Source organism: Paenibacillus sp. FSL H7-0703, from assembly GCF_038003485.1.
GTDB classification, from domain to species: domain Bacteria; phylum Bacillota; class Bacilli; order Paenibacillales; family Paenibacillaceae; genus Paenibacillus; species Paenibacillus polymyxa_B.
In genome coordinates this window covers 837,134-863,619 of the sequence record NZ_JBBOPF010000001.1, presented here as the reverse complement: position 1 = coordinate 863,619, position 26,486 = coordinate 837,134, and the positions used below count along the sequence as shown (strand labels likewise).

At 47.5% G+C, this 26,486-nt stretch carries 22 protein-coding genes and 1 pseudogene; 17 read left to right on the top strand and 6 right to left on the bottom strand.

Going from position 1 to position 26,486, the window contains the following annotated elements; all coding sequences use genetic code 11:
- The first annotated feature begins 103 nt into the window (after positions 1–103).
- Positions 104–1,117: an LLM class flavin-dependent oxidoreductase gene (locus MHB46_RS03225; RefSeq protein WP_341161597.1), complete on the top strand. Its 1,014-nt coding sequence runs from the start codon at positions 104–106 to the stop codon at positions 1,115–1,117.
- 81 nt (positions 1,118–1,198) lie between these two features.
- On the opposite strand, the gene MHB46_RS03220 is transcribed toward MHB46_RS03225, so the two are convergent.
- On the bottom strand, positions 1,199–1,456 hold the full coding sequence (locus MHB46_RS03220; protein WP_341161596.1) for a hypothetical protein: 258 nt from the start codon (positions 1,454–1,456) through the stop codon (positions 1,199–1,201).
- Between the two features lie 188 nt (positions 1,457–1,644).
- On the opposite strand from MHB46_RS03220, the gene MHB46_RS03215 reads away from it, so the two are divergent.
- The 5 genes from MHB46_RS03215 (at position 1,645) to MHB46_RS03195 (ending at position 8,171) form a co-directional block, all read left to right on the top strand.
- Positions 1,645–1,857 (top strand): hypothetical protein, encoded by a 213-nt coding sequence (locus MHB46_RS03215; protein ID WP_341161595.1) that lies wholly within the window; start codon positions 1,645–1,647, stop codon positions 1,855–1,857.
- Between the two features lie 253 nt (positions 1,858–2,110).
- Positions 2,111–2,839, top strand: a complete 729-nt coding sequence (locus MHB46_RS03210) for a glycosyltransferase family 2 protein (RefSeq protein WP_341161594.1) — start codon at positions 2,111–2,113, stop codon at positions 2,837–2,839.
- A 462-nt stretch (positions 2,840–3,301) separates the two neighbouring features.
- On the top strand, positions 3,302–3,655 hold the full coding sequence (locus MHB46_RS03205; RefSeq protein ID WP_341161593.1) for a hypothetical protein: 354 nt from the start codon (positions 3,302–3,304) through the stop codon (positions 3,653–3,655).
- Positions 3,656–4,184: 529 nt separating this feature from the next.
- On the top strand, positions 4,185–7,808 hold the full coding sequence (locus tag MHB46_RS03200) for a hypothetical protein (RefSeq protein WP_341161592.1): 3,624 nt from the start codon (positions 4,185–4,187) through the stop codon (positions 7,806–7,808).
- 90 nt (positions 7,809–7,898) lie between these two features.
- The gene (locus tag MHB46_RS03195) at positions 7,899–8,171 is read left to right on the top strand and encodes a hypothetical protein (protein ID WP_341161591.1); all 273 of its coding nucleotides are present in this window, start codon (positions 7,899–7,901) and stop codon (positions 8,169–8,171) included.
- 131 nt (positions 8,172–8,302) lie between these two features.
- Here MHB46_RS03195 and MHB46_RS03190 read toward each other — a convergent pair whose 3' ends face one another.
- The gene (locus MHB46_RS03190; RefSeq protein WP_341161590.1) at positions 8,303–9,832 is read right to left on the bottom strand and encodes a glycosyltransferase; all 1,530 of its coding nucleotides are present in this window, start codon (positions 9,830–9,832) and stop codon (positions 8,303–8,305) included.
- Between the two features lie 236 nt (positions 9,833–10,068).
- On the opposite strand from MHB46_RS03190, the gene MHB46_RS03185 reads away from it, so the two are divergent.
- From MHB46_RS03185 to MHB46_RS03140, 10 genes are all read left to right on the top strand, one after another.
- The gene (locus MHB46_RS03185) at positions 10,069–10,935 is read left to right on the top strand and encodes a glycosyltransferase family 2 protein (protein ID WP_341161589.1); all 867 of its coding nucleotides are present in this window, start codon (positions 10,069–10,071) and stop codon (positions 10,933–10,935) included.
- Between the two features lie 33 nt (positions 10,936–10,968).
- Positions 10,969–12,108, top strand: coding sequence for a DegT/DnrJ/EryC1/StrS family aminotransferase (locus MHB46_RS03180; RefSeq protein ID WP_341161588.1), 1,140 nt, complete (start codon positions 10,969–10,971; stop codon positions 12,106–12,108).
- The gene (locus tag MHB46_RS03175) at positions 12,105–12,746 is read left to right on the top strand and encodes an acetyltransferase (RefSeq protein WP_341161587.1); all 642 of its coding nucleotides are present in this window, start codon (positions 12,105–12,107) and stop codon (positions 12,744–12,746) included. Before MHB46_RS03180 ends, MHB46_RS03175 begins: the two co-directional genes overlap by 4 nt.
- A 304-nt stretch (positions 12,747–13,050) precedes the next feature.
- Positions 13,051–15,120 carry a bifunctional aldolase/short-chain dehydrogenase gene (locus tag MHB46_RS03170; RefSeq protein WP_341161586.1) on the top strand — a complete coding sequence of 690 codons (2,070 nt, stop codon included), beginning with the start codon at positions 13,051–13,053 and terminating at the stop codon, positions 15,118–15,120.
- Positions 15,121–15,332: 212 nt separating this feature from the next.
- Positions 15,333–16,553 carry an L-rhamnose isomerase gene (rhaI, locus tag MHB46_RS03165; RefSeq protein WP_341161585.1) on the top strand — a complete coding sequence of 407 codons (1,221 nt, stop codon included), beginning with the start codon at positions 15,333–15,335 and terminating at the stop codon, positions 16,551–16,553.
- Positions 16,550–18,025, top strand: a complete 1,476-nt coding sequence (rhaB, locus tag MHB46_RS03160; protein ID WP_341161584.1) for a rhamnulokinase — start codon at positions 16,550–16,552, stop codon at positions 18,023–18,025. The genes rhaI and rhaB overlap by 4 nt, the downstream gene beginning before the upstream one ends.
- Positions 18,026–18,045: 20 nt before the next feature.
- Entirely contained in the window at positions 18,046–18,804 is a 759-nt protein-coding gene (locus MHB46_RS03155) for a DeoR/GlpR family DNA-binding transcription regulator (RefSeq protein ID WP_341161583.1), read from the top strand.
- 267 nt (positions 18,805–19,071) lie between these two features.
- Positions 19,072–19,800, top strand: a complete 729-nt coding sequence (locus MHB46_RS03150) for a (Fe-S)-binding protein (RefSeq protein ID WP_341161582.1) — start codon at positions 19,072–19,074, stop codon at positions 19,798–19,800.
- Complete coding sequence (locus MHB46_RS03145) at positions 19,797–21,317, top strand: LutB/LldF family L-lactate oxidation iron-sulfur protein (protein ID WP_341161581.1); 1,521 nt, start codon at positions 19,797–19,799, stop codon at positions 21,315–21,317. Before MHB46_RS03150 ends, MHB46_RS03145 begins: the two co-directional genes overlap by 4 nt.
- Positions 21,310–22,065, top strand: coding sequence for a LutC/YkgG family protein (locus MHB46_RS03140; protein WP_341161580.1), 756 nt, complete (start codon positions 21,310–21,312; stop codon positions 22,063–22,065). Before MHB46_RS03145 ends, MHB46_RS03140 begins: the two co-directional genes overlap by 8 nt.
- A 12-nt stretch (positions 22,066–22,077) precedes the next feature.
- Here the strand turns inward: MHB46_RS03140 and MHB46_RS03135 are convergent, their stop codons facing one another.
- The 4 genes and pseudogenes from MHB46_RS03135 to MHB46_RS03120 all read right to left on the bottom strand — a co-directional run bounded on the left by MHB46_RS03135 (position 22,078) and on the right by MHB46_RS03120 (position 25,743).
- Positions 22,078–23,184 carry a sensor histidine kinase gene (locus tag MHB46_RS03135; protein WP_250271930.1) on the bottom strand — a complete coding sequence of 369 codons (1,107 nt, stop codon included), beginning with the start codon at positions 23,182–23,184 and terminating at the stop codon, positions 22,078–22,080.
- A gap of 15 nt (positions 23,185–23,199) precedes the next feature.
- Positions 23,200–23,640: pseudogene (locus MHB46_RS03130) on the bottom strand (winged helix-turn-helix domain-containing protein); the annotation flags it as partial.
- Between the two features lie 167 nt (positions 23,641–23,807).
- Positions 23,808–24,998, bottom strand: coding sequence for an acyltransferase (locus tag MHB46_RS03125; protein WP_341161579.1), 1,191 nt, complete (start codon positions 24,996–24,998; stop codon positions 23,808–23,810).
- A gap of 319 nt (positions 24,999–25,317) precedes the next feature.
- The gene (locus MHB46_RS03120) at positions 25,318–25,743 is read right to left on the bottom strand and encodes a CHRD domain-containing protein (protein WP_023988435.1); all 426 of its coding nucleotides are present in this window, start codon (positions 25,741–25,743) and stop codon (positions 25,318–25,320) included.
- A 168-nt stretch (positions 25,744–25,911) separates the two neighbouring features.
- On the opposite strand from MHB46_RS03120, the gene MHB46_RS03115 reads away from it, so the two are divergent.
- Positions 25,912–26,334, top strand: a complete 423-nt coding sequence (locus MHB46_RS03115) for a hypothetical protein (protein ID WP_025723331.1) — start codon at positions 25,912–25,914, stop codon at positions 26,332–26,334.
- Positions 26,335–26,486 lie beyond the last annotated feature (152 nt).

Genomic DNA, 26,486 nt, shown 5'->3' with positions numbered 1-26,486 from the left:
AAAGGAACACATTATCATAATTGACGTATCAATTGATAGGTCAAAGAATTAAGGCATTGAGGAAAATTCGTAAAATAATATTTTAACAGGGGGTTTATATATAATGACTACGCGTAACGTTGCACTATCTATATTAGATCTTGCACCTGTCCTTGAAGGCGGCACTCCTGCCGATTCCTTCCGCGACACGGTGGATCTTGCCCAGCATGCTGAACAATGGGGGTACCATCGGTACTGGCTAACGGAGCATCATAACATGCAGGCGGTTGCCAGTGCGGCTACGTCCGTGATCATCGGGCATGTGGCTGCACATACAAACAAGATTCGGGTGGGTTCAGGCGGTATTATGCTGGCTAACCATGCTCCACTCATGATTGCAGAGCAGTTTGGAACCCTAGAGTCGCTCTATCCGGGACGAATTGATCTGGGACTTGGCCGGGCTCCAGGCACGGATCAACCTGCGATGAGAGCACTGCGGAGAGGGCTTCACAATACTGGGGAAGATTTCCCTGAGCAATTGAATGAGCTGCGTTCTTACCTGAATCCAGCGCTGAACGGAGCCGTTCCGGGAGTAAGAGCGATTCCTGGAGAAGGGCTGGACATTCCCATCTGGTTACTGGGATCAAGCGGATTCAGCGCACAGCTGGCAGGTCAGCTTGGGCTGCCGTTCGCGTTCGCCAGCCACTTTGCCCCGGCTCATTTGCTACAGGCTCTGGAGTTGTATCATCGCAATTTTCGGCCATCCAAAGCACTGGATAAGCCATATGTGATGGTCGGTGTTAATGTGCTTGTTGCAGATTCTGATGAGGAAGCAAAATGGCTCTTTACATCACAAGAACAACAGTTTCTAAATGTGCTGCGCGGGCACAGCGGAGGACTGAAGCCACCAGTGGATGACATGGAAAAGCTTTGGAGTGAGCACGAGAAGGAGATGGTTCGTGGTAATATGCTGGGGTATTCAGCCATCGGCAGTCCTGACACCGTCAAGCAAAAGATGGATTTGATAATCGACCAGACTAGAGCCAATGAGCTGATTACAACCTCTCAGGTATATGACCATCAAGCGCGCCTGCGCTCGTATGAGCTGCTAGCCAAAGTGATGCGAACAGACGGGTAGTTGGTCAAACCATAAGGCCGTGCTGGAAAAGGTTCTCATAACCTGATCTGGCATGGCCTTATTATATTTTAAAGCTTATACTTACGAATCGAATAGGTTGGGGTAGCTCCACGCGTGACAGTAGCTGTTGATCAGATAACTGCCGTAGGGTGAAAAGGCTTTGTTATGGGGATCGTACAACTCCCAGAACGTATCGGCTCCGTCCCGCAGCATGCCTCCCCAGTAGGATTTGAGGTGCTGCACAGCTCCATCCCGATCACCCGTAATCAGCCAAGCTTCAACTAAATAGTGATGCATATATGGTGTTGTCAGTCTAATTTCGGGTTTCTCAGACAGCAAGTGTTGCTGTCGTAACGTCCTCTAACCGCTGGTTCAGGAACGGAATCCTGTCAGGATCAACCTGTTCAGCCAATCGAATAGCCCTTTTTAACGTGTAAATAAGTATGGCTTGAGAAGGGGGTTGGCTTATCCAACTGCTCATGCCAATCGATAAAAGACCACCATTCGTCGGTATGCGGTGGGAGGTGATGATTGCCCAAGGTGTACTCAATTATCCGCAAGCAGAATTGGTATTGATGGAAAAGTATAGTCTGTTTATGTGGGGAGAAACATCCGAGGCAGCCTATGTGAAAACAATTATTGATATTTGCAATACATTGAGCAGCATTATCGGGATTACACGCTACCCCAATTGGGGACGGCATTTAATTTTAATGCTAATTATCTGGGGAATTTGTTAAAAGAGCAGACTGGCAAAACTTTTCGGGAGCTTGTTCAAACCCAACGTATGCTGCACGCAGAGACGCTACTTAGCTACGATCAGAATGATTAAAGCCTGGTGCAATCCGGCAATTCAGCATTATGATATATCATCTCTCACATACTCGCTTAACAAAAAGCTTGTCTTCCACGACTTGAACCCCACAAATATAAGTTGCATATATTATCAAGCAAGTTGGTTCATAAGCTTTGAGTTTGAAAGGGGAAGAGCACGTGATAATCCATGTTTATGCTTTATGCTGGAATGAAGAAAAAATGCTCCCGTTTTTTTTAAAGCACTATGATAATATAGCGGATCAATACTATATTTTCGATAACGGCTCAACTGATAATTCTATATCCATGTTAAGGGAAAATCCCAAAGTTGTTATAGATAGATTCGAAATAAAAGGTAATTCTCTCGTGAAATCAGCACAAGATAAATTCAATCAATTTTGGAAAGGAAGCAGAGGAAAGGCAGACTGGGTTATTGTCTGTGACGCTGATGAACATTTCTATCACCCTAACCTTAGAATATATCTGCGAGAATGCACCTCTAAAGGGATAACGTTGATTGTCCCTGATGGTTATGAGATGGTTTCTGATTTTTTTCCGAGTAGCGATCAACCATTACATGAGACGGTAAGGAATGGTGTAAGAAGTCAAACGTACGATAAGCCTCAAATATTTAATCCAAATGCGATACAAGAAATAAATTTCAGTCCTGGCAGGCATACTGCTTCACCTATAGGGGACGTCATAAAGCCATCCAATAATGATGTTTTATTGTTACATTATAAATACTTGGGACTTGACTATATAAATTCACGTTTCTCGGCTTTAAAACAAGGGCTGCGAGAAGGGGACACGGCAAATAGATGGGGATTTCATTATTTATGGGATGAGAAACAAAGGTTGGAACAATTTGAGAAATTAAAAAATAGATCTATTAGAGTGTTCTAGCATGAACTGTTGGCACAAGTGGCATTTGTAAGAAGCTATTATAACTTCATTGTTTCTATGTAAACGTGATAGCAAGAGAATGGAGTTGATTGAAATTGATCTACAAGGCTTAAAGGCACCTTTTTTTCTTGGGGTGCCTTTTTTATGGTTTGAAATGATATTGATGAATAAGCGCCAATAAGTTACTTAAAGCTCGATCACTACCTTTTAATGTCCCCAGAATTTAAAAAGGTTTGAAAAAGTAAATATCTATTTTAATTTTAATAGGTAAACAAACAATCACATGTAACAAATTATTAATATGATACATGGAGCTACAGTAATCCCTATTCTTTTCTATATGGATTGAACTGTAAAATAATATAGTGGATTAAAACCCAAGTATATTTAAGTTCAATATATATAGTATTTTTACATGATATGGATTTGTTGTTAATAAATAGGAAAGGGGAGACCGACTAAATGGCAGTATTATCAACTGGACCTATTGAGAATAGTCCTGTTAGTGGGATCAGGCCTATCCAGCAGGTTACCGTTAAAATAATTAATCGTGATTTGGTCAATTCTTCAACTATTTTAATTCAGGGCTACATTTTAAATGGTTTACGAACATTGTATGTACAAGAACAAATAGCTTTAGCCCCCAATGCAGTTGTTACGAGAAACTATCTAGTGAACTTCGACGCATATGAATTCGTTTTTACCACAAGCGGTTTAGCAGAAGAAAGTACTGATATTTCAGTTTGGGGAAAAAACGCGAGCGGTACAATCATTGATGTTCAGCGTATTGTTGCGGATGAGCAACTAGGGTCTTAAAACTCAACATATGTATAGTGATAGAACCACAATCGCAGCAAATGGTTGAGACATAAAATAGAGGGAACAGGGTCTTGAGAAAGATCATTGTTCACAAAAAAATTTGCTTTTTACTAGAGAGGAGGGAGTATCTAAATGGCAGTATTATCAACTGGACCCATTGCAAACGATCCTGTTCTAGGAGTCAGACCCACCCAACTAGTCACAGTAAAAATAGATAACCGAGATTCTGTAAATTCTTCTACTGTTTTGATCGAGGGTTTTATTTTAAACGGCAGCAGAACATTATATATACAACAACTAGTGGCAGTGGGACCAAATGCGGTTATAACTAGGAATTTCTTTGCAAATTTAGACGCATTTGAATTCGTGTTTACCACAAGCGGACCAGCAGAGGATGAAACTCAAATTTCTGTTTGGGGTAAAGATGCATTGGGGCAATTAGTACCTGCGCATCGGTTAGTATCTGATGAACTTTTAGGAACCGATCAAGGAGTCCAAGGACCTCAGGGTGTTCAGGGAGCCCAAGGTGACCAAGGACCTCAGGGTGTTCAGGGCGTACAAGGCGATCAAGGACCTCAGGGTGTTCAGGGCGTACAAGGCGATCAAGGACCTCAAGGAGTTCAAGGAGCCCAAGGCGACCAAGGACCTCAAGGCGTTCAAGGAGTCCAAGGCGATCAAGGACCTCAGGGTGTTCAGGGCGTACAAGGCGACCAAGGACCTCAGGGTGTTCAGGGCGTTCAAGGTGACCAAGGACCACAGGGTGTTCAGGGCGTACAAGGTGACCAAGGACCTCAGGGTGTTCAAGGAGCCCAAGGCGACCAAGGACCTCAGGGTGTTCAGGGAGCCCAAGGTGACCAAGGACCTCAAGGCGTTCAAGGCGTGCAAGGCGACCAAGGACCTCAAGGTGTTCAGGGCGTACAAGGCGACCAAGGACCACAGGGTGTTCAGGGAGCCCAAGGTGACCAAGGACCTCAGGGCGTACAAGGCGACCAAGGACCTCAAGGAGTTCAAGGCGACCAAGGACCTCAGGGCGTACAAGGTGACCAAGGACCTCAAGGAGTCCAAGGCGATCAAGGACCTCAAGGAGTTCAAGGCGACCAAGGACCTCAAGGAGTTCAAGGCGACCAAGGACCTCAGGGCGTACAAGGTGACCAAGGACCTCAAGGAGTCCAAGGCGATCAAGGACCTCAAGGAGTTCAAGGCGACCAAGGACCTCAGGGTGTTCAAGGAGTTCAAGGCGACCAAGGACCTCAAGGAGTTCAAGGCGACCAAGGCCCTCAGGGTGTTCAAGGACCGCAAGGTGACCAAGGACCTCAAGGAGTCCAAGGTGATCAAGGACCTCAGGGCGTACAAGGTGACCAAGGACCTCAGGGTGTTCAGGGCGTACAAGGCGACCAAGGACCTCAGGGAGTCCAAGGCGACCAAGGACCTCAGGGAGTCCAAGGCGACCAAGGGCCTCAGGGAGTCCAAGGTGACCAAGGACCTCAGGGTGTTCAAGGAGTTCAAGGCGACCAAGGACCTCAAGGAGTCCAAGGCGATCAAGGACCTCAAGGAGTTCAAGGCGACCAAGGACCTCAGGGTGTTCAAGGAGTTCAAGGCGACCAAGGACCTCAAGGAGTTCAAGGCGACCAAGGACCTCAGGGCGTTCAAGGTGACCAAGGACCTCAAGGTGTCCAAGGTGATCAAGGACCTCAGGGCGTACAAGGCGACCAAGGACCTCAAGGAGTTCAAGGCGACCAAGGACCTCAGGGCGTACAAGGTGATCAAGGACCTCAAGGAGTCCAAGGTGATCAAGGACCTCAGGGCGTACAAGGTGACCAAGGACCTCAGGGTGTTCAGGGCGTACAAGGCGACCAAGGACCTCAGGGAGTCCAAGGCGACCAAGGACCTCAGGGAGTCCAAGGCGACCAAGGGCCTCAGGGAGTCCAAGGTGACCAAGGACCTCAGGGTGTTCAAGGAGTTCAAGGCGACCAAGGACCTCAAGGAGTCCAAGGCGATCAAGGACCTCAAGGAGTTCAAGGCGACCAAGGACCTCAGGGCGTTCAAGGTGACCAAGGACCTCAAGGTGTCCAAGGTGATCAAGGACCTCAGGGCGTACAAGGCGACCAAGGACCTCAAGGAGTTCAAGGCGACCAAGGACCTCAGGGCGTACAAGGTGATCAAGGACCTCAAGGAGTCCAAGGTGATCAAGGACCTCAGGGCGTACAAGGTGACCAAGGACCTCAGGGTGTTCAGGGCGTACAAGGCGACCAAGGACCTCAGGGAGTCCAAGGCGACCAAGGGCCTCAGGGAGTCCAAGGCGACCAAGGACCTCAGGGTGTTCAAGGAGTTCAAGGCGACCAAGGACCTCAAGGAGTCCAAGGCGATCAAGGACCTCAAGGAGTTCAAGGCGACCAAGGACCTCAGGGTGTTCAAGGAGTTCAAGGCGACCAAGGACCTCAGGGCGTACAAGGCGACCAAGGACCTCAAGGAGTTCAAGGCGACCAAGGACCTCAAGGAGTCCAAGGCGATCAAGGACCTCAAGGAGTTCAAGGCGACCAAGGACCTCAGGGCGTACAAGGCGACCAAGGACCTCAAGGAGTTCAAGGCGACCAAGGACCTCAGGGTGTTCAAGGAGTTCAAGGCGACCAAGGACCTCAGGGCGTACAAGGCGACCAAGGACCTCAAGGAGTTCAAGGCGACCAAGGACCTCAAGGAGTCCAAGGCGATCAAGGACCTCAAGGAGTTCAAGGCGACCAAGGACCTCAGGGTGTTCAAGGAGTTCAAGGCGACCAAGGACCTCAGGGCGTACAAGGCGACCAAGGACCTCAAGGAGTTCAAGGCGACCAAGGACCTCAGGGTGTTCAAGGAGTTCAAGGCGACCAAGGACCTCAGGGCGTACAAGGCGACCAAGGACCTCAAGGAGTTCAAGGCGACCAAGGACCTCAAGGAGTCCAAGGCGATCAAGGACCTCAAGGAGTTCAAGGCGACCAAGGACCTCAGGGTGTTCAAGGAGTTCAAGGCGACCAAGGACCTCAGGGCGTACAAGGCGACCAAGGACCTCAAGGAGTTCAAGGCGACCAAGGACCTCAAGGAGTTCAAGGCGACCAAGGACCTCAGGGCGTACAAGGTGACCAAGGACCTCAAGGAGTCCAAGGTGATCAAGGACCTCAGGGCGTACAAGGTGACCAAGGACCTCAGGGCGTACAAGGTGACCAAGGACCTCAGGGCGTTCAAGGTGACCAAGGACCTCAAGGTTTCCAAGGCGACCAAGGACCTCAAGTCCAAGGCGACCAAGGACCTCAGGGAGTCCAAGGCGACCAAGGGCCTCAGGGCGTACAAGGCGACCAAGGACCTCAGGGCGTACAAGGTGACCAAGGACCTCAGGGCGTACAAGGTGACCAAGGACCTCAGGGCGTTCAAGGTGACCAAGGACCTCAAGGTGTCCAAGGTGACCAAGGACCTCAGGGTGTTCAAGGAGTTCAAGGCGACCAAGGACCTCAAGGAGTTCAAGGCGACCAAGGACCTCAAGGAGTCCAAGGCGATCAAGGACCTCAAGGAGTTCAAGGCGACCAAGGACCTCAGGGTGTTCAAGGAGTTCAAGGCGACCAAGGACCTCAGGGCGTACAAGGTGACCAAGGACCTGAAGGACCACAAGGTGATCAAGGACCTCAGGGCGTACAAGGTGACCAAGGACCTCAGGGCGTACAAGGTGACCAAGGACCTCAAGGAGTTCAAGGTGACCAAGGACCTCAAGGAGTCCAAGGTGACCAAGGACCTCAAGGAGTCCAAGGTGATCAAGGACCTCAGGGCGTACAAGGTGACCAAGGACCTCAGGGCGTACAAGGTGACCAAGGACCACAGGGAGTCCAAGGCGACCAAGGACCTCAAGGAGTTCAAGGAGCCCAAGGTGACCAAGGACCACAGGGAGTCCAAGGCGACCAAGGACCTCAAGGAGTTCAAGGAGCCCAAGGAGCCCAAGGCCCTCAGGGAGTTCAAGGCGTCCAAGGCGAACAAGGACCTCAAGGAGTTCAAGGACCGCAAGGCGACCAAGGCCCTCAGGGAGTTCAAGGCGTCCAAGGCGAACAAGGACCTCAAGGAGTCCAAGGACCGCAAGGTGACCAAGGACCTCAGGGCGTTCAAGGACCACAAGGTGCTCAAGGCCCTCTAGGTCCACAAGGTGTTCAAGGCCCTCTAGGTGCTCAAGGCCCTCTAGGTCCACAAGGTGCTGGAGGGCCTCAAGGAGTTCAAGGACCACAAGGTGACCAAGGACCTGAAGGACCACAAGGCGACCAAGGACCTCAAGGTGTCCAAGGACCTCAGGGTGTTCAAGGACCGCAAGGCGACCAAGGCCCTCAGGGAGTTCAAGGCGTCCAAGGCGACCAAGGACCTCAAGGAGTTCAAGGCGTGCAAGGCGACCAAGGCCCTCAGGGTGTTCAAGGACCGCAAGGTGACCAAGGACCAGCTTAAGGTCAAGGTATATTTAGAGGACTCAAAAGTTATTTATAACTTTTGGGTTCTTTTTTTGTCTTAAGTTCATGTTTGCAGTTCTGCTGTAACGAAAAAAAACCTTTGTCGAAGTCTCATGGAAATGATTCAGAGAGACTTCGTCAAAGGTATTGGAAAATAATTGTTGGCTAATATTCTAATCAGCCTTGTTGTAATTTAGGGCAACACAACCACTTTCTCTTTGCAGGACGCAACAAATTTTCCATATTGAATACAAGTTTCTAATGAATCATTTGGCTCCATAGGCCACCATCGTATGGCTCCCCTGGGAGCTTTGGAGGCATAGGTTTCGATTTCTGATGGAATTCGACCTACAACCACAATTTCAATCTCCCTAAAGTTGTTTTCAATGCCCTTTTGGAGTGTCTTAATTAATTGGGTATGCTCTATTTCAGGGCAGGGATGGGGGATAGGGAACAATATCGAGAATCTTGAAGTATCTTCTTGAATAACATGAGCAGATTTCCGGGCGGGATCATCCGTAGAAGTCTCCCAAATACGACGATAAGGCAATAGCTCTGGTAAATCGAGCTCTTTCAATCTCATTTGGATCCTTTGAAAATAGCATCTATATAGTTCCCTTACAAGAACCTGAATCTGCTTATTTCTGAGAAATGTAGTGTTATTTCCATGTTCGTTACGATATTGGATATATATCAAATCGGGGATGTTTACAAATTTAGTACAAAGAAACGTCCGGACCAGCATATCGTAATCATCTGCTACCAGTAGTTCATTGCGATGGCCTCCGATCAGATGGTAACAGTCCCTCGTCCACGCACGGGGATGATTGGGTAAACCGACCAAATGTCGAATGGTTTTGCCATTAATGGTCGTATGTTTTTGTACATTTTGCCATCTGTTCATTTCATGCAGCCAGACTCGATAATGAACACTGTAGCCAAAGCCACAATCCCAGCCATACCAATGTGCATGATTGCTCCCTGCATACACTTCAGCACAATCCCCATAAACAAAGCCACAGTCAGGGTTTTGTTGAAATGCTTTGACGATTTTCTCCAGGCAGTCAGGAGTTAGCTCATCATCATGATCGACTTCTACCAAAATTTCCCCTGTACATAGACCTGCTGCAAACCTTTTGATAGCCCCTATATAACCATTGCGGGAATCCTGGCGATATCTCCGCACACGGTGATCCTCTAAAGGGAGTAAATACTCCTTGTACGTTTCATCTTCATCACCGGAATCATCCACGATTACCCATTCCCAGTTCTTGTAGGTCTGCTTCAATAAAGATTGATAAGGTCGTTGAATTTTTTCCTTTGATCTGTAGCTGGCAGTAAAGACGGATATTAAAGGTGTGTTTGAAGAAAAATGTGTTGGAGGAATCGTTCTATTCTCCGGCAGAGGATCTGTTGCCTTAAGCCAGCAGAAAAATAAATGCATAGGTTGAATTTCGTTTGGTGATTGGAAGTGCAACCAGCGTTTTTTTTCGTGACCAGGCAACGCTTTTAGTGCTGAAAATTCTCCCCACTCTTCTCCGATCGAGACGTAAACCCGAGGCTTTTGGAGGCTATTGTCTATAAGTGGCTGCTCAGCCTCATACAAGTTTATTGTAATGTGACTTTCTTCCAATCTATCTATCAATTCTTTTACATGATCCTTTAAAACCTTCTTCGATACAAATAAATGAGTTATCAGTAGCGGAGTGAAATTCAATGACATGATCATTCCCCTTTACCAGTTTCGAACACCAACGAGAGGGAGGTGCCGTTCAGACGTAAGTTATTATTTTTATTGAAACAACCATTTTCCTGGCATCATTTTATTTCCCAGTAGTATATATGTATGTGTATGTGTTCGGGGATGTGAGGAAAATGCCAGCCCATATGAACATAGCGAATAAACCGTTTGAAACCTCCGACGTAAACACCTAAGCATAAAAGAAAGGTGGAGTAAGTGTGGAATGCCCATTAGTAAGTGTAGTTATACCTGCATATAACCGGCCGCATACACTAAAAATCGCCATCGACAGTGTATTGGAACAAACTTACCCGAACATCGAAATTATTATCTGTGATGACAGTATAACGAATGAAGTACAAGAAATGATTGATTCTTATTTAGATTCTTTTCCCCAAATTAAATATTATAAAAATGATAAAAATCTTTTTCTTGGAAATTGGCATAAATGTTTTGATTTGGCATCAGGTGAATATATCAATTACTTGATGGATGACGACATGTTTCATAAAGAAAAAATAGCAAGGATGCTCTATTTTTTTGAAAATTTCGAAAACATCACACTGGTTACCTCGTATCGGCAAACCATGAATGAATCAGGGGCTATTCTCCCACCGCTCTATGCAACGGAAAAGTTATACGAAGAAACAAGGATAATGGACGGAAGAATGTTGGCAAACGTTGCATTAACTCGTTGTTTAAATGTGATTGGTGAACCTACAACAGTGTTTTTCAAAAAAACAGATCTTATCGAACGGTTTGGAGTTTATAAAGGAAAACAGTATTCTCTTCTTAATGATTTAGCTTCCTGGTTGAACTTACTATCCAAAGGAAAAGCAGTTTATATTCCTGAAGCACTAAGCTATTTCCGAATACATCCCAATCAAAATAATCAAACACTTGGTCAAAATGCGTTCACGGAATGGTTAGATATTATGATTGCCTCAAGAGATGATGGATTTCTTGATACTGACGATTTGTTTAAAACTGCACTTCATTCTTATCAGGAACGTATAAGGGGTCGTTCACAATTTGTTGCAGATATCAAGCGAATTGAAATGATATTAAAAACATTGGAATCCTAGTTTGCTCATCCCATATGCGAAGGAGGCTGGCTCATGTTCGACATTCCCTTTTTACGACCTAATTTAGTAAAAAAGGAACGATTTATTGCTAATTTTGAGAAAATAGAAGAGACCCGGATTTACTCCAATTATGGTCCCTTAAATAACCTGTTTGAAGAGCGGGTCATTGCGCAAATGTTTGATGGAATCGGTTCGGCTGTGACCGTTCATAACGCTACCATCGGCTTGATTTTGGCGATCGCCCAAAGCAAGCGACCACAGGGCAAATATGCAGTTATGCCAAGTTTTACTTTTGCTGCCACTCCACTTGCTGCTGAGTGGTGCGGGTTGGAACCCTACTTCCTTGACATTGAACCGGAGAATTGGCAAATGAATAGGGAGCAGTTAGAGCAGACAGTCAAGCTGCTGGGAGATAAGATTGCGGTAATCGTTCCTTATGCCACTTTCGGTACAGCCATTGATTTATCCGTATACAATAAGCTGCAGGAGCAAGGAATTCCGGTAGTCATTGATGCTGCTGCCAGCTTTGGAACGATAACACCCGAGGAAGCCACCCAATTTGGTAAAGGCTTTGGAGGAGCTGTAGTATTCAGCTTTCATGCCACCAAATCCTTCGGTATTGGAGAGGGTGGCCTAGTATATAGTATGGATCAGGATCTCATCAAGCGGATTCGTCAGGCAGGAAATTTTGGTTTCTCCAGCAGCAGGGAGTCTGTCATCCAAGGTCTAAACAGTAAGATATCTGAGTATACCGCTGCTATCGCTTTAGCCACTCTTGATCATTTCAAGACTGTACGGGAGAATAGAAGGACTATCTACGAATATTATCTTCAAGAACTGCTCCAAGCAGACTTATTAGAACGAGGATGGTCTATACAAAAAACGCAAGGATCGGTTGTTCATCAATTTATCCCTATTCTTAGTCCAGATTCACACACGAATCAAGAGGTCGTTAAGTTATTAGCCTCTAATTCAATAGAAGCCAGAACCTATTTTTCTCCGGCGTGCCATCAGCAAAAACAATTCCAAAGTTATCTCCATTCTACTCTTCATGTTACCGAGCATATTGCCAAACATATTGTCAGCCTGCCCTTGTGGGAGGAGCTGGACGAGATGATCGTTCGAAGAATTGTGAACGTTCTAGGGAACTTGGGAAGAAAGGCAAGCGGATGAGAAAAATCGTTATCTGGGGATCGGGCGGACATGCGAGGGAAGTCAACTGGTTATGTGAAGAGCTGGGAGTTCATGTGACAGGTTTTTTAGACGAACGGCCTGAGACGAAAGGGCAGATCGTAAATGGCGTTCCTGTACTGGGAACGTTGAATGACATTGAAGCATTAAAATATGAGGTGGAGCTGATATGTGCGGGGGTGGGTGACCCGGCATTAAAGAAGCGATTCGTTCATCATACAATTCAAGCGGGATTTCGTATCGCAGCTCCGCTAATACATCCCCGTGTTCGCTTGTCTCGAAGAAACACCATTGGAGAAGGAAGCATGATCTTTGAAGGGGCTATCCTGACGGACAATATTAAAATCAGACAGCATGTAATTATCAATCGGAGTGTTAACGTGAGTCATGATGCGGTTATTGGCGATTATGTAACCATAGCCCCCGGCGTGAATCTGGCAGGTAACGTAACCATAGATGAAGGAGCCTATATCGGGGTCGGTGCCTCGGTACGAGAGAAATGTCACATCGGCTGTTGGTCTATGATAGGTGGAGGTGCCTTTGTTAAAGATGATATACCCAGCTTTACCATGGCTGCAGGTGTACCAGCAGTCGTTAAAAAACGACTTGATATGCCCTAAGCCTCCTTCCTTTGAACCAGAGCGCAATCAAATTCGTAGCAATATGCTTGGTAATGAAGTGATTTACCTGTCAAAAGGCCGTACCGGAAAAGGTCCTTATACCTGATCTGGCACGGCCTTATTATATTTTAAGCTAGACAAATATATTCCTTTTTAAGATGGATAAAATTAAAATTTATTTTTGATTATTTTTGTATTTTATATTTTCAAATTAAAACAAAAGTGTTATAGTCTCCATAAACAAAGAATAACCACTGTAATAAAGCCATTCAAAACAAAAACAGAACTTGGAGGTCTTTTTCCTATGGTACAAAGTCTGTGGATTTCTTCACAAGCATCTGAGCAGAAAAGCATGCTGGAACAGCTCGTATACCGTTCTAACCTGATTGGCACAGATAGGAGTGTGTGCAACTGGGGAGGCGGCAACACTTCGGCCAAAACGATGATACAAGATTTTCGTGGGCGTGAAGTAGAAGTGATGTACGTTAAGGGCAGCGGTTCCGATCTAGCAACAATGAAAGCGCATAACTTCACAGGGCTTCGTATGGAGGATATTCGTCCTTTATTTGAAAGGGAAGATATGTCTGACGAGGATATGGTGGCATATTTGGCGAACTGTATGATAGATGCCAAGCATCCACGGGCTTCAATTGAGACGCTATTGCATGCTTTTCTGCCTTTTAAGCATGTCGATCATACACATCCGGACGCGATTATCAGCTTATGCTGCGCGCATAACGGCAAGGAAATCGCTAAGAAAATTTTCGGTGACCGTTTTGTATGGGTACCCTATATCCGTCCCGGCTTTAAGCTGTCGAAAATGATTGCCCGAGGTGTAATCGATCATCCACAAGCTGAATTGGTATTGATGGAAAAGCATGGTCTGGTTACGTGGGGAGACACATCCGAGGCGGCTTATGCCAAAACGATCGAAATCATCCAAGAAGCAGAAAACTATATTAAAGCTCGTCAAGAGGAAAAGCAGGCGTTTGGAGGTGTAAAATATAAAGCGCTTACTTCTGGAGAGCGCCGAAGCATTGCGTCCCAAGTTATGCCATCCGTCCGGGGTGCAGTTAGTGATGAGAAAAAGATAATCCTCACCTTTGATGACGCGGAGGATGTGTTGGAGTTTGTGAACGGCCGAGATTCTGCTGTTTTATCCCAGGTTGGGGCAGCATGCCCGGATCATCTGGTTCATACCAAGATGAAGCCACTCTATGTAGATTGGACACCGAATGTGGAGGACGTAGAGGGCTTGAAAGTTAAGCTAGCTGAGGGTATAGCAGCCTATAAGGAACAGTATCAAGCTTATTTCGAGCGCAATCGGCATGAGGGAGATGTTATGTTTGAGGCTGCGCCACGTGTAATTTTGATTCCGGGTATGGGTATGATCAACACAGGAAAAAGCTGGAGCAACGCGCAGGTAAGCGGCGCCTTGTATCATCGTGCTATTGCTGTCATGCGAGGAGCAACGGCGTTAGGAGAGTTTGTTTCACTCAGCGAGAACGAGTCATACAACGTGGAATACTGGCCGCTGGAGCTTTATAAGCTGTCACTCGCACCAGCAGAAGCTGAATTTTCCCGTAAAATTGCATTCATTACAGGCGGTGCAGGCGGGATTGGCAGTGCAACCGCACGTCGCTTGGTGGATGAAGGTGCACATGTCGTACTGGCAGATCTGAATCTGGAAGGCGCGCAAAAGGTAGCCGCAGAGATAAATAGCAGCTACGGAGAAAACCGTGCCATCGCCGTAAAAATGGATGTGACGCAGGAGGAGCAAATTCAGGCTGCCTATGCAGAAACGGCATTGACCTATGGCGGTGTAGATATCATCGTCAACAATGCAGGCCTTGCTACATCCAGTCCGTTCGATGAAACATCGTTAAAGGAATGGAATTTAAATGTGAATGTGCTGGGAACGGGTTATTTTCTGGTTGCACGAGAAGCGTTCAAGCTCATGAAGGAGCAGACACATGGCGGCAGCATGGTATTCGTCGGCTCTAAAAACTCAGTCTACGCAGGCAAAAATGTAACGGCCTATAGCTCGGTCAAGGCGCTGGAAGCACATTTAGCCCGTTGTATTGCCGCAGAAGGCGGTGAATATGGCATCCGTGTGAACACCATTTTGCCGGATGCCATTCTGCAAGGCTCGGCAATTTGGAACTCCAATTGGCGCAACGAGCGCGCTACCGCCTACGGCATCGAGCCCGACCAGCTGGAGGAGCATTACCGCAAACGGACGACGCTGCTGGTTAACATTTACCCGCAGGATATCGCCGAAGGCATTGCCTTTTTCGCCTCATCCAAGGCAGAGAAAACGACAGGCTGTATGCTGACCATCGACGGTGGCGTCCCCGCAGCATTTACACGCTAGGCGAATTAAAATGAACCTATGTAGGCGATATGACGATAGTTTCGAAGGGTTATAAAACTCTTTGAAAAACACGTAAATAAGTAATGATATTTATTTACGTGTTTGCATCCTTTTATATACACACTAACACTTTAAAATAGAAGTGACTTTATGGATGGTCAGCAGCGAAGCGGCCTCCCGTAACTCGCTTTATTTTCCAAGGAGGAACCACGATGAGTGATAAAGCGTACGCCTTATTCGAGGAGCAACAGCAACAACGAGGCATTGACTTGGAGCAAGTAAAGGCAAAGCTGAAAGCGCTTAGCATAGAAACACCATCCTGGGGATATGGCGACTCAGGTACACGGTTTAAAGTCTTTCAGAAAACAGGCGTCCCGCGTGATCCGTTCGAAAAGTTGGAGGATGCCGCGCAGGTTCATGCTGTGACAGGCTTATGTCCATCCGTTGCGATCCACATTCCGTGGGATACAGTAGACAATTACGGCAAGCTTCGCAGTCATGCCGAAAGCCTCGGTTTGCAGATTGGGGCCGTGAATCCCAATTTGTTTCAAGATGAGGACTACATGCTCGGCAGTGTCACCAATGTAGACCCGGCCATCCGCCGCAAGGCCATCAACCATTTGCTGGAATGCGTGGATATTGCGAAGGAAACGGGCTCTAACGATTTTAGCTTATGGTTCGCAGACGGAACGAATTATCCCGGTCAGGGGGATATTCGCAAACGGAAAAATTGGATGCTGGAAGCGCTCAGTGAAATGTATAAGGCGCTCACACCTGACATGCGCATGCTGATTGAATACAAGGCGTTCGAGCCAGCCTTTTATCATACGGATATTGCCGATTGGGGTATGGCGTACAATTATGCAACCAAGCTGGGGCCGCAGGCACAGGTGCTGGTGGATACAGGGCATCATCTGCCGGGAGCCAACGTGGAGCATATTGTCGCGTTTCTAATTGATGAGAAGCGATTAGGTGGTTTTCATTTTAATAGCTACAAATATGCGGATGATGACCTGATTGTAGGTTCCGCCAATCCGTATGAGTTATTTTTGATCTTTTATCAGATTTTAAATGCGGCTCAGGATGTAGAAGCTGATATTCGCCAAACCGTAGATAAAATCGCGTATTTGATCGATCAGTCGCACAATATTGAACCCAAAATCCCGGCTATGATTCGCTCGGTGCTAAATGTACAGACTCAATATGCGAAGGCACTCTTGATTAATCATACAGAAGTGGAGGAAGCGGCGAGCCGCCAGGATGTGCTGGGTGCGGAGGATGCTGTACGTCAAGCGTTTGAGTTTGATGTGGCGCCATTACTCAGAGCGATCCGTGAAGAGCAAGGGTTACCAGCAGACCCGATGAAAGACTACTTAGCGTCTGAGTATGGTACGCAGATTTTGCAAAGAGGCAAGGGTGGTGCAAGCTGGTGAGTATCCTCGCTTATGATTTGGGGGCAAGCAGCGGCAGGGTTCTACTCGGAGAATTGACAGATTCACGTATAGTGGTGGAGGAAATCCATCGCTTTTCGAATGATCCGGTCAAGGTTGGGGAACGTCTGCACTGGGATCTGTTGCGTCTGTATCACGAGGTTCAGCAAGGATTGCTCAAAGCCAAGCATATGGGAGTAAATCCGTCCAGTCTTGCGATTGACTCCTGGGCGGTCGATTTTGGATTAATTGGGGAAACCGGAGAATTACTGGGGAACCCTTATCATTATCGGGATTGGCACACCCATGGGGTGATGGAAGAAATACAGGGACGGCTGGGAAAAGAGTTCATTTTTCAGCGTACAGGCATTCAGTTTTTGACGTTTAATACGATTTATCAGCTGGCTGCTATGCGAAATGCGAGTTCTCCGTTGTTGGAGCAGGCAAAGCATTTCTTGATGATTCCAGATTTGCTGCGGTATTTTCTGACAGGTGAAATGTACAATGAGTTTTCGAATGCGACCAGCACGCAATTATATAATCCGTTGCAGCAAAAATGGGATGAAGAGCTTTTGTCTGGAATCAACATCCCCTGTTCCTGGTTTGGTGAGGTGCTGGAGCCAGGAAATGTTGCAGGAACTATCCGCTCGTCGGTCATGACTGATCTGGGCATTGGAGCGATTCCTGTGATTGCAGTAGCAGAGCACGATACGGGATCTGCTGTGGCTGCCGTGCCTGCCCTGGAGCGCTCGTTTGCGTATTTGAGTTGCGGAACATGGTCCCTGATGGGAACGGAAACGGCACAGCCTGTAATCAATGACGATACGCTTCGTTTTAATTTTACGAACGAAGGTGGGGTCGGTCGAACTTACAGACTGCTTAAAAACATTATGGGCTTGTGGATTTTACAGGAGGCGCGCAGAGAGTGGGAGCGGCAGGGAAGCTCCTATTCCTTCCCCGAACTGGTTCATATGGCAGAACAGGCTCCAGCATTCACTTCTTTGATTGACCCGGACGATGAACTGTTTCTGCATGCCGGGGATATGAAAACACGTATTCGCCAATATTGCCGTAACACCGGGCAGCCATTGCCCGAGACGCCGGGAGAGATTACGCGCTGTATTTTGGAGAGTCTGGCGTTAAAGTATCGTTACATTTTGGAGCTTACGGAACGGGTCTCAGGACAACGGTTTAATGGTTTGCATATGGTCGGAGGAGGGATTCAAAATCGCTTGCTGTGCCAATGGACGGCCAATTCGATTCAAAAACCAGTGTGGGCGGGACCTGCAGAAGCGAGCGCAATCGGCAATCTTGCGGTACAATGGATGACACAGGGAAAGTTCGCCGATATATGGGAAGCACGCCGGGTCATCGCGGATTCTATTTCCGTGGAGGAATATGAACCTGCCGAGTCAGAAGCGTGGGAGGATGCCTACGGGCAATTCCGGCGGGTGGCGGGACTTTTTGTACATTAAAGATGTGGAGTGAGATTGCCATGCTGGTCGCAGAAAGATATGAGATGATTGTGCAGCTCGTTAATGAAAAAGGAAGCATACGGGTGTCCGAATTGAGTGAGTTGTGCAAAGTAACGGAGGAAACGATCCGCCGTGATCTGGACCGCCTGGAGCAGGCGGGGCGACTGCGCCGTTCGCATGGGGGAGCGGTCAGTGTCAAAAACGAGCAGCCTGAAACGCCCTATGCGGTACGGGAAATTATGAACGCAGAGGAAAAGCGTAGGATTGCCGAAGAAGCGGTCAAGCAGATTCAGCCGAATGATCGTATTTTGCTGGATGCTAGCACAACCGCCTGGTATATGGCGTCAAGCTTACCGGATATTCCTTTGACAATATTAACAAATTCGATTCGGGTAGCTACAGAGCTGTCGGGTAAGGAAAAAATCGAGGTCATTTCGACGGGGGGGCAGTTGCTTCAACGCTCGCTGTCATTTGTAGGCCCGCTCGCAGAGCGTTCACTAGAAACCTATTATGTGGATAAATTGTTTTTCTCCAGCCAAGGGGTTCATCTGGATCGCGGTATTAGCGAATCGAATGAACTGCAAGCTCGTTTGAAGCAGAAAATGGTCAGCATTGCAGACCGTGTGATTTTACTGGCGGATGCGAGCAAATTTGGGCAGCAGGCGTTTACGCATGTCGTGAGCCTGTCGCAAGTGTCCGAGATCATTACAGATTCACGGTTGTCGGACCCGATTCGCAGTCAACTTGCGGAGCTGGCGATTCCAGTTACGGTTGTATAAAGCGGGGAGTTTCCAAGGTGAAGGCCGCTTTGCGTTTCATTTGATCTTACAATCGCTGTTGCAGGGGAATTCTTTGATGATGTAAAAAAGTTATAAATGAGAATCCCCCTGCAAGCTTCTAAATTATCACTTCCCCGGATTTTTAGCATTGAGTAAAAATCTGGGGGCAACAGCGATGGGAAGCACCATCCGACTGCGCAGTGGCACCAAAGGTAACTTTTCAGTTATAGAGTAATAGCAATTCTATGGACGGAAGGGGTGTTCCGTATGAAGGTATCTTTATTTATTACCTGTCTGAGTGATGCGATTTATCCCAAGGTGGGGGAAGCGATGGCATGCTTGCTTGCCAGATATGGTGTTCAGCTGGATTTTCCGAAGGTGCAGACATGCTGCGGACAGCCGTCCTATAACAGCGGGTATTGGGATGAAACGAGGGCTGCGGCCAAAACGATTTTGAAAGCGTTTAACGACAGCGATTTTGTCGTATCCCCCTCCGGTTCCTGCACATATATGATTCATCATTACCCGGAGTTGTTTAAGGATGAGCCCGAATGGCTCGATTCGGCACGGAGGCTTGAGCAAAAGACGTACGAGTTTACGCAATTTATGGTGCAGGTGCTGGGCGTGACCGATGTGGGCGCGTCTTTTCCGCATAAGGTAACCTACCATCCGTCTTGCCATGGCACACGTTTGCTCGGCGTGAAGGAGGAACCGATGAAGCTGCTTGGCAGTGTAAAGGGGCTGCAATTAGTACCACTTCCCTTTGCTGAGGACTGCTGTGGCTTTGGCGGGACTTTCGCGGTGAAAATGCCGGATATTTCGGGAGCGATGGTGACTGAAAAAGTGGACCACATCAGGGAGACCGAAGCCGAGGTACTGGTCGGACTGGATATGGCCTGCTTGATGAACATTGCCGGAAATATCCGGTATCGGGAGGAGCCAGTTCGGGTGATGCATCTGGCTGAGCTGCTGTACGAAGGGGTGAAGCACGCATGACCGCCGTACACTCACATTCCATGAACCAAAAGGTTAAGAAACGCGCAGAGCTGGCTCTCAATGATGATTTTCTGCGGAATGCAGTTCGTTTCACTACAGAGCGGCTGCGCAACGGTAAGCGGGTGGCCTCAGAGCAGCACGGAAATTGGGAGGAATGGCGTGAGCGCGGGCGCCAAATTCGTCTTCATACCATTGCCCATCTGGACTATTACTTAAATCTATTTGTAGAAAATGCCCGCGCCAACGGGGTGCATATCCATTTTGCCGACACAGCAGCCGATGCCGTACGTATTACACTGAATATTGCTGCGCATAGCCAAGCTCGTTCCGTCGTCAAATCCAAGTCGATGGTGTCGGAGGAGTTACATTTGAATCAGGCGCTGGAGGGTGCGGATATCGAGACGATTGAAAGTGACCTCGGTGAATATATTATTCAACTGGCAGGAGAGCCCCCGTCTCATATCGTCATTCCGGCGATTCACAAAAACCGCTATCAGATTGCCGAGCTGCTGTCCAAAGAAGCAGGGGAGAAACTGTCCACGGATACGACGATTTTGGCAGGCTTTGTCCGCAAAAAGCTGCGTGAAAAGTTTCTAGAAGCGGATATTGGCATGACCGGGTGTAATTTTGCCATCGCCGAGACAGGCTCCATGGTCCTGTTTGAAAATGAAGGCAACGCACGAATGGTATCCACTTTGCCCAAAACGCAAATTACGCTGATGGGCATGGAACGGATTATTCCATCCTGGACGGATTTGGAGGTCATGGCTACATTACTGCCACGATCTGCTACCGGACAGAAGCTGACCATGTACATGTCTGGTATTTCAGGCCCCCGGCGCAGCCAGGATGCCGATGGGCCTGACGAAATGCACATCATCATCGTAGATAACGGACGTTCACTACAGCTAGGCAATCCCGAGTTTCAAGAGCTGTTGAATTGCATTCGCTGTGGGGCTTGCCTGAATGCCTGTCCGGTGTACCGACACATTGGAGGGCACGCGTATGGCGGGACATATAGTGGCCCTATCGGAGCAGTGCTTACGCCTGCCCTTCATGGTAACATCGAAGAGTGGAACGATATTGCAAGTGCGTCTAGTCTGTGTGGTGCGTGTTATGAAGCCTGTCCAGTCAAAATACCACTGCATGATATGCTGGTATATTTGCGTAGACGCAAGGTGGAGGCGGGACAAGGAGATAAGCTGGAAACGGCAGGAATGAAAGGTTTTGCGACCGTAGTTTCCAGCTCGAAGCGATTCGCAGCGGCGATTCGGCTAGGGCAGATTGCACAGAAAGCGGTCGTCCGTAAGGGCGAAATCACCCTAAAGCTGGGCCCTCTAAAGGGATGGAATACGTACCGTGTAGCCCCCTCTCTGGCGAAAAAATCCTTCCGTCAGCAATGGAACACGCTGGAGCATAAGCTGGAGCAGGAACGCAACGTGATGCAACCGGATGTTCTCAGCCGAATGGAGAAGATTTTGGCAGATAGAAGTAAAGGAGGGACGCAGCATGAGTGAACAGAGTAATCCTTCTGCACAAGCAAAAGCGGCCCATGAAGCGTGGCTTCATCAAATGGAAGTTGAATCCCGTGCCAAGCAGGTGCGCTTTATGGACGGCATCGCGACTCGGCTCAAGCGTCCACGACAGACGGAGCCGCCAGTTCAGCCGTTTCGCGGGGCACCTGCATTTTGGCACGAATTCGAATGGAGCGCGGAGCAGCGCATCGAGGAGTTTACCGCCAACTTTACAAGTGTTGGCGGGCATGTCGTGCGTCTGCTGGATTTGGAGCAGACCGCAGACTGGATCGCGCTCAAAGCGCGAGAGCTGGGAGCGGCCTATATCGTCCGGCAGAATGAGCCGGACCTGGATGCGCTCCAGCTGGAATCGGCGCTGCCGGAAGTCCGTTTATCGGTGTGGAACACCGATCCAGTCGAGGACTGGAAGGCCCGCGCTGCCGAGGCGGATATTGGCATCGTCATCGCCGACGAAGCGGCTGCTTACACCGGTTCGGTAGCGGTGCTATCCTCGCCGGAGAAAGGCCGTGCGGTAAGCCTTTTGCCAACCGCACTGATCATTCTTTTGCCAGTAGAGCGCTTGCGAACACGACTGGGCGAGATTCTAAGCAGCTTTGACGAAGTCGGGCGTGAGCAGCTGCCCGCAGGCATTCATTTCATTACTGGACCGAGCCGCTCGTCGGATATTGAAAATGATTTGACGATTGGCGTGCATGGACCCGGCATCGTCTATACGTTGTTAGTGGGCTAGCGTGGAGGCCGCCTAACGAGCATGATAGAGGGGAAAACGGGTTTCAAAATCTGTTTGTCTGCGATTACTCCTAACCGAAATGCGGCCATCGTGCAGCTCAGTAATACTTTTTGTAATCGCAAGGCCCAGTCCGGTGCCTCCGGTTTCCTTGGAACGTGATTTATCCACCCGGTAAAACCGCTCAAACAAGTGCGGGACATCTTCCGCAGGAATTGGGGTGCCGTAGTTGGTGCAGATTACCACCGCCTCGTCGTCTTCGCGTCCTATGGTGATATCGAGGCGTTTGCCGTCTTTTCCGTATCGAATAGCGTTGGAAAACAAATTTTCATACAGGCGTACCAGCTCGTCGGTATCGGCTAGAATCCGAACAGGCTCGACGATTCGGACGCGGTAGGACATGTCCGCCTGTTCCAGCGAGGGTACAAATTCCTCAGCAAGCTGAGTGAGCAATTTGCCGAGATCTACAGGCTCCAGCTCCAGTGGCAGACTGCCACCGCTCACACGCGTGTATTCAAACAGCTCGTCGATCAGCTTTTTAAGCGTCAATGACTTTTCATAAGCAATGTTCACATAATAGCGCAGCTCAATTTCATCCCGATAGCGGTCGGTTTCAATATATTCCAAAAAACCGATCACGGATGTTAGCGGGGTGCGAAGATCATGAGATACGCCGGTGATCAGGTCGTTTTTGGCTTTGGCGGAAGCCCGTTCTTCTTCCAGTGAGAGACGGAGCTTGTCCGCCATGGTGTTCATATTTTTCGCCAAGGTACCCAGCTCGTCCGCTGAAGAAACAGGAATCGTATATGACAGATCTCCATCAGCAAACTCCTGCATCCCCGTCGTAATTTCGCGAAGGTAGCCAATCGTATTTTTGGTAAAAAGAAAAAAGAAATAGATATATGTAGGTAGCCCGCCCACCAGCATGATCAGTGGGGACCCAATGTGATTTACGGTCCAGCGAACCAGACGGGTGCCAAAAAATGAACGGGAAGGGTTCAGCCATAGCAGCAAGGATGCTCCATAATAAAACACCATCAAAATCAGTCCGGTTAGAGCGAAAGCGGCAAGGCTAAGGGCTGCCAGCTTCCATCCCAACGTGTCATATCGTTTTGCCTTCAAGACGTAAATCCTCCATTAATCGAATTTTTCCATTTTGTAGCCGATGCCCCACACCGTTTTCAGGTATTTGGGTTTTCTCGGATCAGCCTCAATTTTCTCGCGAATTTTACGCACATGAACCATCAGCGTGTTGTTGGATTCCAGATATTGCTCCTTCCACACTTTTTCATAGATCTGCTCCATGCTCAGCACTTGACCACGATTACGGGCCAACAGCTCGACAATGGCAAATTCTCGCGGGGTCAGCTTAATGGATTCTCCGGCGAGAGTGATCTCATGCGTAGCAGAATTAATGGTGAGTTCGTCCAGTATCATTTCATGCTCCAATGCAGGGGAAGAGTGGGTATATTTCCGTACTCTGCGCAGCTGAGATTTGATGCGTGCCACCAGCTCCAACGGGCTGAACGGCTTAGTGACATAATCATCGGCTCCAACGCTAAGTCCTGTGATTTTGTTGCATCAGCTTAATAATCTCAGGCTCATCGTCTACTAATAAAATGGTTCCGTTATGCATGGTTGTGCACCCTTTCTGTTCTTCCAGCAGTAAACAATATGGGCGTATTATATACCTTTTTAAAGATGGAGGCTATGGACACTCATCTCAGTTCGCTTGCTTGGGGTCGTCAGCCTTTGGATAGTGCTGTTTCAGTTGAAGAAATACGGTTTTCTTGCTTGAATTGTCTTTTTTCTATTTCTGGTAGTTGACCGAACAAGATCCAAGCAAATGGCAGGAAACGGGAGATGATCGACACGACGAGCCAAGAGCAAAGAAGTGCAAAGAGAAAACCTCCGGCATACCACACATGAATAAGCTGCGGAGAACCGATATGTGGTGAAAACTGCCGATACAGGAGCAGGAAGAACGGATGAACCAGATACACACCAAAGGACAGTGTGCCTAGACGTTCCAGTTTGCGAGTGACAAAGGAATGTTGCCGTCTGTATATTAAAAAGGAAATCTGTAGTATTACCAGCGTGCTAGACAGGCTGTACATATTATACATAAGTTCAAAAACTAGCGAATTGTACGAGATTCCGTACATTCTATTTTCGTACCACATATAGACATGCATGGTGGCTGAAATCAGCCATAAAGCCCAAATTGCGATCCATGTCAGCACGCCGGCAACACTTCGTTCCCCCTTACGCATCAGAAACCACGTTTTCAGCTGTGGGTAGTAGTAACCGAGAGCAGCACCCAGCATGTAGCAGGCTATATAAGACAGTGCCCAACTGCCCTTATTTTGAACCTGAAATAGAAATTTATTGCCAATTACAAATGACCACTGTACCAATAGCCCAAGGACAATAGAGCATTGTGGAAGTTGCCGACAACGCTGGAACAGCCACAGTACGAATGGAAATGCGAGATAGAATTGCATCATGATAAAAATATAATATAAATGAGTATACGCTTTACCTGTGGCCAGCTTTAGAGCAAAGCTTTTCGCAAGTGTAGCTATATTCCATGGTTCGGAGCTGCCAGCCATAAGGGACAGAATGAAATAAAACAGAGAGAACATGACATAAGGTAAGAGGATGTACAGCAATCTCTGCTTATAAAAGCGGCTCAAGAGCTGTCGTCCCATCGGACGATCCTTGTAGTTGTAGAACAGCACCATGCTGCTAAGCGCGATAAATACGGGGGTTCCATACTTCATCAACACATTGAGCGCATTGTATACAACATAAAGACTGGAATTTGTAAGCTGAACCGTTGCATAAGAAGTGGCATGTACCATCAAGACGGCTAAAATCGCCATGGCTCTGACCAACTGCAACTCGGGAATTTTTTCTTTGGTCTTAGGCTTCATAAGCTTCATTTCCTTTCAGGAGTGAACTGTATCTTGTTGAACTCTTTCTATTAAAAAATAAAGTTCTTAACAACCTGAAAGGGAACGGCTTAAGAAACGCTTATGAACTTCTTAACTTTTGTTAAGAATTGAGGATTTTGCAAAAATCCCATAAGCGACTTCCAATGAACAAGATATAGATCGAAATGGTTTAGTTCGTCTATATATTGCACTTCGGAGCGACTGGAATCGAATTTTGCAAAATCCTGAATTAAAAAGAACTTCCATAGCCTCAAAATGAGTGGCATGGAAGTTCTTTTTTTATACTCATGATCATTCGTTATTTGCAGCGTTTGATAGGTGCGCGTCTAATTTGTCCACGAATGGCACCGTTCGGATGACGGATCGTGTGGACATTGACGTAGGCATTACCCTCTCTAATTTGGCACACCAAATCATAAATGGTTCTGCCTCTGAGCGGACCGGTAAGATCACATGCACGGAGCACGCCGCTAACGACGCCTCTTCTAACGGTTATCCCAAACTTCGAAGGACCAAACAGTGTAGCAACAACAGGGCCATTTTCACCTCTTCGTCCCAGATGAATATGCGCTTCGGTTACCCGTGAGATATTGCGTACAGTCAGTTCAAAGCTTAATTGTTGGCTCGTTGGACGGTAACGAAATTCGGCTGTTCCTGTCGCATTTGTTCTGACAGGAGGCACTTCATTAGCCCCCCTTAAGGTGGCTCTAAACTTATTAGACATGACATCCCTCCTTTCCCAGTGTTGGTTTAGTGTATTCACAGGGCCAGAGAAAGGGCTGCACATTAGCCTATTCATCCAAAGTTGTGTGTTTTACAAGTTATTCAGTCCAAGCACAAAACAAACTTTTTCATAGTCTAATAGTATCTGGTAGAGAGAGGAGGAAAAACCATGGGAACATTTATTGATGGAAGAACATCTCAAAATGCCTCATTTGCAAACTCTATTGCCATTCCGATCACCGTTTTGAATACGCCTCAGTTGTTTGGGCAGATCGGATTAAACACACTGGGAGCTACAGGTACGGCACGGGTTCTGCTTAAAGGAACCATATCAGTCCTACTTCCGCTTGCTTTAGTCGGAATTACGATCACCATTGTAAGAGGTACCTTGCCAACCGATCCTCTCGTTTATTCGGCTACGTCAACTTTTAGTTTGAGTTTATTAGCTCCACAGGTTATTGCGTTCTCAGCAGATGATTTCAATCCGCCTATTACGCCACAACTGGTGTATACCGCTTTTGTTTCTTCGAACCTGCTGGGTACAGTACGAGTAGGCCCAGAGAGCTTTGACGGTATTCTGGTTGCGGATTAATGCAGTAATTTTGAATTAACGAAATTTTGATTCATATAGCTTCGCAGTTGTATCTGCGAAGCTTTTTTGTGTATATGCACAAGTTTTAGCTTAACGAATAAACTACTTTTCTTTTGCATAAGAATTACATAGGCATAACCCTGCAACAATGG